This window comes from Kitasatospora sp. NPDC003701 (genome assembly GCF_053587085.1).
Map to the genome: position 1 here is coordinate 22,950 of NZ_JBSFNM010000090.1, position 7,884 is coordinate 30,833.

Genomic DNA, 7,884 nt, shown 5'->3' on the forward strand with positions numbered 1-7,884 from the left:
GACCTCCGATCCTCGACGAAGAGGCTACCCGCCGGCCGGCACGTGCCGGCGACGCCGGTGGGATGTGGCGGCCGCGGTACCCCGAACCAGAGAACAGGCAGGGCGGCAGTGCACACGGGACAGGGGAATCTCCCCGCAGGCACGACCAGTTTCATCGGACGGCGGAAGGAGCTCGCACTCGCTCGACAACTGGTCACCAGGAGCAGACTGCTGACCATGACCGGCCCCGCCGGCATCGGCAAGTCCCGTCTCGCCGTCCAGCTCGCCCACACCCTCCGGCGCTCGTTCTCGGCCGGCACCTGGCTGATCGACCTGGCGGCCTGCGAGACGGGGGAGGCGGTCGGCACCGCCGTCCTGGCCGTGTTCGGGTCACGGCCCGCCCCCGACCGCCCGCCGATCGGAGTGCTGACGGCGTACCTGCGGGAGCGCCGGGCGCTGATCGTGCTCGACAACTGCGAGCACCTCCTGCACGCCGTGGCGGTCCTCGCCAGCACCCTCCTGGAGGCCGCTCCCCACCTGCGGGTGATCGTCACCAGCCGGCAGGCGCTCGGCGTGGACGGCGAGCAGCTGCTCATGGTCCCCCCGCTCCCCGCCCCCGGGCCGGCCCTCCCCTCCGCCGGACCGGCGGCGCGCAACGACGCGGTGCGGTTGTTCACCGATCGCGCCGTCTCCGTCCTCGGGGCCTTCGAGCCCTCGCCCGCCGAGGCCCGGGCCGCGGCCGCCATCTGCCACCGCCTGGAGGGCGTCCCCCTCGCGATCGAACTGGCCGCCGCCCGCCTGCGGGTCCTCGCCTGCGACCAGATCCTGGACCGCCTGGACGACAGCTTCGCCCTGCTCACGGGCGGCAGCCGGGCCGCGCCGCCGCGCCTGCGGACCCTGCGGGCAGCGGTCGACTGGAGCTACGACCTTTGCAGCGAGCAGGAACAGCGGCTCTGGGCGCGGATGTCGGTCTTCGCCGCCGGTTTCGACCTCACGGCCGTCGAGGCGGTCTGCACGGACGAGTCCCTGCCCCGGTCGGCCGTCCTCGACGTCGTGGCGGGGCTGGTCGACAAGTCCGTGCTCATCCGCGAGGAGCACGGCCACCAGGTCTTCTACCGGATGCTGGACACCCTGCGCCAGTACGGGCAACTGCGGCTGCAGGAGCACGGTCGGCCCGGGGACCTCGCGCGGCGGCACCGGGACCACTACCACGACCTCGTCCGGCGTGCGGAAGCCGAATGGTTCACCGCGAAACAGCCCGAATGGCTGGTCCGGCTCCAGCGGGAGCAGCCCAACATCCGCGACGCGCTGCGGTCCTGCCTCGACGAGCCGGGGGAGGCACGCAGGGGCCTGGAGATCATCACCTCGGTTCGCAGCCACCGGTTGGGGATCGGCCGTCTGGAGGAGGACCGGGGCGTTCTGGCGCAGCTGCTCGCGCGGGACACCGAGCCGAGCGCGGTCAGGGCCAAGGCCCTCTGGACGGACGGCTGGCTGGCCTTCCTCACCGGCGACACGGCCGGCGGCCGGGTTCGAGCCGCCGAGTGCGGCGACCTGGCCCGGTCCACGGACGACCCCGGCAGCCTGGCCGCGGCGGGCCGGCTGGCCGGGCTCGGCGCGCTGTTCCAGGACGACTTCGTGACGGCCGTCGACCTCCTTGCGGATGCCCTCGCCCGCTACGAGGACCTCGGCGACGCCGGGGAGTCGTGGACCACCCTCCATCTCCTCGTCCTCGCCGCCTGCTTCGCCGGCGACCGGCGGGCCACCGCCCTGGCCCACGAGCTCCTGGCGCGGTGCGACACCCACGACATGCGGTGGGCCCGCCCCCACGCGCTGTGGGCGCTGGCCCTGCGGCACTGGCTGGCACAGGATTCCGAGCAGGCCGTCACGGTGCTCCGCGAGTGCCTTCGCACCGCGCTGCCCGGTCACGACCGCTTCCTGGTGGCCCGTTCGCTGGAGGTGATGGCGTGGGCGAGGGCACGGCAGGGGCACAGCAAGGAGGCGGCGAAGCACCTGGGCGCCGCCCGGAGCCTGTGGCGGCAGACCGGCACCCTGCTGCCCGGCGCGGGGCAGCCGGCCGTCCACCACCTGGAGTGCGAGCGGGAGTTGCGGACGGCCCTGGGCGATGCCGGGTTCGAGGCGCACGTCCGAACGGGCGCCGCCTCGACCGTCCGGCAGTCCCTCGCGCTGGCCCTGCCGGACGACCGGCTGCTCGCCGATCCCGCGCAGAAGGCCGTCTCCTCTCTCCTCACCGCTCGGGAGCAGCAGGTCGCCGGCCTGCTGCGGGAGGGGCTGTCGGACAAGCAGATCGCTGCGAAGCTGGTCATCTCGCCGCGGACCGCGCAGGGGCACGTGCAGCGGATCCTGATCAAACTGGGTCTCACCCGCCGTGCCCAGGTGGCCGCCTGGGTCCACGACCAGGCCCCGCGCCCCTGAGAGCAACGGCACCCGCCCCGCGAGCCACCGGACAACCGGCCGAGCGCCCGGCGGTCATGGCGACCACCGGGCGCTCGACCCTGTTCGGATCCGATCACTCCCCGGACCCTCCGGGGTTGACCAGCCCTCACAGCTCGTCGTGCACCGCGCACTCCGTCCCGCTGTCATCGACGTACGACGTGTGCCAGAGCGCGTCGTCCGCGCCGCGGACGACCACGTCCAGGCGCCCGTTCTCCGACGACGCCGCAGCAGGTGCGCCGCGCAGATCGCCGGTGAGGCTCCTCCAGTCCGTCCAGGGCTCGCCGGTTCGCCAGCTCTTCACCCGGAGGTCCCGGTCGTTGCCCCGGATGAAGACGTCGAGACTCCCGGGAGCCTGACCGACCACCTTCGGACCGTCGGCCAGGGCTCCGCCGAGGGACCCCCACTCGGACCAGGAGCCGTTGACGCGCCACCTGTTCCAGAGGGCGTTGTCCGAGCCTCGGACGAACACGTCCACGCCCCCGCTCTCCAGCGGTGCCGCCACGGGGTCCCCGTTCAGAACACCGCCGAGGGAACTCCAGTCGGACCAGGTGCCGTTGACGAGCCACTTGTGCCAGAGGGCGTTGTCCGAGCCGCGGACGAACACCTCCAGGCCTCCGTTCTCCAGCGGTACCGCCGAGGGTGCGCCGTTCAGAACACCGCCGAGGCCTGTCCAGTCCGTCCAGGGCCGGCCGTACACCCAGGTCTTCACCCGGAGGTCCTTGTCCTTGCCCTGGACGAAGACGTCGAGACGGTCGGGTCCCCGACTGACGACCTTCGGACTGTCGGCCAGGTCGCCTTCGAGGGACTCCCAGTCGGACCAGGTGCCGTTGACGAGCCACTTGTGCCAGAGCGCGTTGTCCGAGCCGCGGACGAAGACGTCCAGGCGCCCGTTCGCCGGTGACACCACCGCCGGTGCCCCGACGATCCTGCCGCCGGCAGGCGCACCGAGATCGGCGTAGTCCGACCAGGACACACCGTTGTAGGACTTCTTGTACAGATGGTTGTCCGTGCTCTGGACGACGAAGACGTCGAGCATGCCGGGCGCCTGGCTGACCGTCGTCGGGCTGTCGGTCAGACCGCCCCCGAGGGACTCCCAGTCGGACCAGGTCTGCGACGGCACCGATCGTTTGCTGGGGCGGTAGCGTACGCAGGTGTGGTCGATGGCGGCCGACAGCGCCAACGCCAACACCGTGACCACGTCTCGGAACGAGCTGTAGCGCGTCTGGCCGATCACCTCCGACGGGTGGGCGGGATCCTGGCTCACCTCGGCGGCGTAGGCGGAGAGCTGGCCCCAGTTGTTCTCCTCCTCCAGGTAAGCGGCGGGCAGGGGGACTCCCGCGCCGTCGGCACCTGCCTGAGTGTGCATGAACTCCGAGATGTGATGGAAACGAGCGGCTTCGGCGGTCACCGCGGCGACCTGGAGTACGGCACGGGCCAGCTGCGCATTGGTGACGCCGCCGTTTCCGCCCCCGGTGTAGGCGCGGATGTCGCTGAGTGCGGTGAGTATCGACTCCGAGTTGTAGCCAGTCCGGCGCGTCCCACCTCTGCCACTCGTTGCAGGGCGGGATAGTCGGACCGCATGGGCAACGCTCGTGGCTGGACCACGTCGGTGAACTCGCCGACCCGCGCGACGTGCTCGGCGAACGCGTAGGCAGGTGCCCCTTCGGCCTGGGACCGGAACCCGATGAAGTACATGTTCTCTGCGCTGAAGTAGAGGCTCAGATGCTCCTGGTTGCCCAGGGCGACGACGATCTCGGTGTTGCCGGTCCCCGTGCGGTACATGGAGCCGCGGTAGGAGCGCGCCGTGTCCCGCAGGTTGGTGATCATGGTCTGGTAGTTGCTCGCACGGACGGATGCGGTGTCCGTCCTGTCGTAGCGCCACTGCACCTGGTGATCAGTGGCTGCCGCGGCCGGTGGCGACGACGCGAGCGAGCCGCCCAGGAGCACGGCGATGACTGTCAGCAGCGTCAGCACGGTGGTCGATGGACGACCCGTTCCGACGGGCGCACGATATTTGATCATCTTCACCTCGATCGGTGGTGAGGGAGGAGAGCGACGGGCTCGGGAACGGAGTCAACGCTGATCCGCCGGGCCCGGTGCACAGCCCCCTTGCATGGGGGCGTCTGCGAGTCTCGGTCCCGCGGGGACCTCCGAGGCAGGGTGGAACCACCCGTTCGGATACCTGTCCCGGTCCGTGGCGGGCAGGGCGGGGCGGTCCCGGTGGAGTGCGTCCGGCCGGGATCAACACGTCCTCGACCCCGTCAGGTGGGACCGCACGCGCAGGAGCCGGAACCGGGTCTGACGGGAAATTGGTTCTCCCGGGACCGATGAGTTTCGGCGGCGGGGGCGGTCAGACCTGAGAAAGCAACGACAGCCGACCAGGGAGACCTGAAATGTCCAGCATTGCCCCCGTCCCCACCTCCACCCCCGCCACGGAGTCCGGCAAGGCCGTGGTCCGGGTGGTCTGGACGCTGCGGATTCTGCTCGCGCTCTTCTTCGCCCTGGCCAGCGCGCTGCCCAAGCTGCTCGCGCTCCCGGCTGCCACCACCGTGTTCGACGCCATCGGCGTGGGGAGCTGGTTGATGTACCTGACCGGACTGGTGGAACTGGCCGGTGCGGTCGGCCTGCTGCTCCGCCGGCTGGCCGGGCCGGCCGCGACGGCGCTGATCGTCTTCCTGCTGTGCGCGTTCGTCACCCAGCTCACCGTGATGCACGGTGAGAACGCCGGGACCCCGTTCGTCTTCATGGTGCCGCTGGCCGTGGTCGCCTGGAACCGGCGCGCCGAGACGATGGGGCTGCTCGGTCGCCGGAACTGACCCGACGTCAGGAGGGGGAGCGAGCGGGGCGGGCGGGGCGGGGCGGGTCCACCCGACCCGGCCCGCCCCGCCCGCCCATGCACCTCGACCGCCGCACGATCGTCGATCGGACAGACCTCAGGACGCCCGGCGGTGAGAGCGGCGGGTGGCGTTCCTCGTGCGGACGCGGTAGACGAGGAGGAGCCCGGCGGCGAGCAGTGCGCCACCGGCGGCGAGGAGCAGCGGTGTGCGGTCGGAGGGGCCGGTCTCCGCCAGGGGGCGCGCGTCGTTGTCGGTGTCCGTGTCCGCTTCCACCGGGATGTCGCCCGCGGTTCCGGGTGAGGCTCCGGGCGCCGTCGGTCCGGTGGCGGTTGCGGTGGCCGTGGCCGGTGCGGACGTCGAAGCCGATGCCGATGGCGGTGCCGATGGCGGCTCGTGCGCCGACTCCGATGCGGAGGGCCGGGCGGGCGGCGACGTCACGGGCTTCGGGGAGGTGGTGGCGGCCGGCGCGGTGGACGGCGCCGCGGTGGAGGACGGTGCGGCCGTCGGTTGCCCGGGGGTCGGGGAGAGCGGGGTGATGGAGACGTCGTCGTAGTACACGACCACGGGCGGTGTCCCGCCGCTCACGTACCCCTTCGAAGCCTTCCAATTCGGCCGGTACAGACCGATCTTGTGATAGGGGGCGGTGTCCTGGTTGTAACTGTTGGGCCCCTGGTGGGACCCCACCTGGGCGCCGTCGAGCCGCGCGGTGATGGAACCGGGCGTGGTCGCGGTGGACCAGGTGATGTCGAAGGACCACTGGTTCCAGTGTCCGAGCCGTACGGGGCCGAGGTCGTAGCTGACCTCGTTCACGGGCTCCGACCCCAGTTTCCAGTGGACGAGCATCACCCACCGGTCCGCCCTGACCGCGAGGACGACCGCCGGAATGGTGTCCGTCCCGCCGTGCCACTGGGACACGATGGTCTGGGCCTCGTAGGAGATCCAGTCCTGCGGCAGGTAGTTGGAGAAGGTGTAGCGGTAACTGCCGTACGGCAGGCGGCTGGTGGCGATCTCGGAGCGGTAGGACTCCCCGTCGTCGGGCATGGTGAAGCGGGCGGCCTTGCCGGCGTGACCACCGGGTGCCGCCACGACGTCCACCGCGCCCCGACCGTCGATGCCCTTGCGGGGCCACACGGCGGTGCTGCCGGACTCGAAACCGTCGTTGAAGGGGACGGTGGTGGACGCCGCGGTCGCGAGGGGGCCGACGGACGTGCCGGCTCCCACCGCCAGCACGGCCGCCAGAAGTACACCGGTCCGACGGCTGCGGCTGTGACGTTGGAACATGAACCATCCAGGAGCAGAGGCGTGACGGCGATCTTGTGATGTCGCGGTCCACGGCGACGAACTGAGCGGGCGCGCCGACTCTCTTGTGTGTGCTCGGTTCGGTGAGAGTCGGTCGCCAGTACAGAGGGCCGTGCCGTCGTCCCGTCCTGATCCGAGACCTGTTCGTTATCCATGCCGCCGGGGCACCGGTGGGTTCGGAGGCGACAGTCGTGTGCCGGGGGTCCGCCGGTGGCGGACCCCCGGCAAGGGGGCGGGCGCCGAGGCTCGGCCGACGGTGAGGTCGTCCGGCGGCTCTGTCGCGCCTCGCTCAGGCGCCGGTCAGGAGGGGGGTCGCCTGGGGCCCGGTACTCGCCCGGGGCACTCGCCGGCGGTCGCCGGGTGCTCCCGCGGTGCGAGTGCGACCTGCCTCGGCAGGGCGAGCACCCGGGTGCACCCGGCTGCCGTGAGCACCCGCAGCGACAGGCGGACGCGACCGTCGTCTCCGGAGAAGACCCAGGGCCCCGGTATCAGCAGGAGCCGGTGCGTGCCGTCGATGACGGCGCGCACGAGTGTCTCGAACTGGGGGCGGGACCGGTGGCCCCAGGAGGACGGGTGGGCGTGGTCGAGGTAGAACACCGGAGCGGGCAGGCCGAGGCGGGCGGCGAAGTGCCTCAGCGCTTCACGGTCCCCGGTCGCCTTTCTCGGGTTCTGCGGGTGGCTGCACAGGTAGGCGGCCGGCTGCAGGGCGGGGGAGATGTCGGGTGCGCGCATGTACGGGCTCCACGGGGTTCGAGGAGGTGCCCGGCCCGGGAGGGGCCTGGCCGTGCGGGCTGGGGGCTGACTGCGGAGGGGGAGAGGGACGAGAGCGACGATGGCGCTCCGGGCCGTTTTCCTCGGACTCACGACGCGGGGTCTGTGTGCCCTCGGTCTCGGCGTTTTTGCTGTCATCGGCCTTGCTGTGCAGAATACCCGACAAAGCCGGACATTCAAGAGAAGGATTTCCGAACCGGTCCTTCCGACTATTCGGTGGCCTGGCCGGGAGGAATTATGTTGGGTACCGAATTGGGTACCTACTTCGGCCGGGTACGTGGCGCCCTGAGGCGCCCCCTCAGTATTCAGCCGTGCGGTGGGGGGAATGGGGGGTAGTGTCCGATCGCCGAATACCCGGTCCTGGGTGGGTGGCGCAGGTGCGTCCGTGCCCCGGGGAGGCCGACCGGCCGGCTCACAGGTACTGCCCGGTGTTGGTGACGGTGTCGATGGAGCGGCCGGACTCGGCGCCCTGCTTCCCGGTGACGAGCGTGCGGATGAAGACGATCCGCTCGCCCTTCTTGCCGGAGATCCGGGCCCAGTCGTC

At 71.4% G+C, this 7,884-nt stretch carries 5 protein-coding genes and 1 pseudogene; 2 read left to right on the top strand and 4 right to left on the bottom strand.

Going from position 1 to position 7,884, the window contains the following annotated elements; all coding sequences use genetic code 11:
• Nucleotides 1–216 precede the first annotated feature (216 nt).
• Nucleotides 217–2,412, top strand: coding sequence for an ATP-binding protein (locus ACWDRR_RS41300; RefSeq protein ID WP_449777466.1), 2,196 nt, complete (start codon nt 217–219; stop codon nt 2,410–2,412).
• A gap of 127 nt (nt 2,413–2,539) precedes the next feature.
• Here ACWDRR_RS41300 and ACWDRR_RS41305 read toward each other — a convergent pair whose 3' ends face one another.
• Both ACWDRR_RS41305 and ACWDRR_RS41310 read right to left on the bottom strand, forming a co-directional pair.
• Nucleotides 2,540–3,469 carry a hypothetical protein gene (locus ACWDRR_RS41305; RefSeq protein WP_449777470.1) on the bottom strand — a complete coding sequence of 310 codons (930 nt, stop codon included), beginning with the start codon at nt 3,467–3,469 and terminating at the stop codon, nt 2,540–2,542.
• A gap of 300 nt (nt 3,470–3,769) precedes the next feature.
• A pseudogene (locus ACWDRR_RS41310) lies at nt 3,770–4,455 on the bottom strand (ribosome-inactivating family protein); the annotation flags it as partial.
• Nucleotides 4,456–4,826: 371 nt separating this feature from the next.
• Between ACWDRR_RS41310 and ACWDRR_RS41315 the strand changes: the two are divergent.
• Nucleotides 4,827–5,249: a DoxX family protein gene (locus ACWDRR_RS41315; protein ID WP_449777467.1), complete on the top strand. Its 423-nt coding sequence runs from the start codon at nt 4,827–4,829 to the stop codon at nt 5,247–5,249.
• Between the two features lie 117 nt (nt 5,250–5,366).
• Here the strand turns inward: ACWDRR_RS41315 and ACWDRR_RS41320 are convergent, their stop codons facing one another.
• Together ACWDRR_RS41320 and ACWDRR_RS41325 are read right to left on the bottom strand one after the other, a co-directional pair.
• Nucleotides 5,367–6,551, bottom strand: coding sequence for a polysaccharide lyase (locus ACWDRR_RS41320; RefSeq protein ID WP_449777468.1), 1,185 nt, complete (start codon nt 6,549–6,551; stop codon nt 5,367–5,369).
• 318 nt (nt 6,552–6,869) lie between these two features.
• Complete coding sequence (locus tag ACWDRR_RS41325) at nt 6,870–7,301, bottom strand: hypothetical protein (RefSeq protein WP_449777469.1); 432 nt, start codon at nt 7,299–7,301, stop codon at nt 6,870–6,872.
• Nucleotides 7,302–7,884 lie beyond the last annotated feature (583 nt).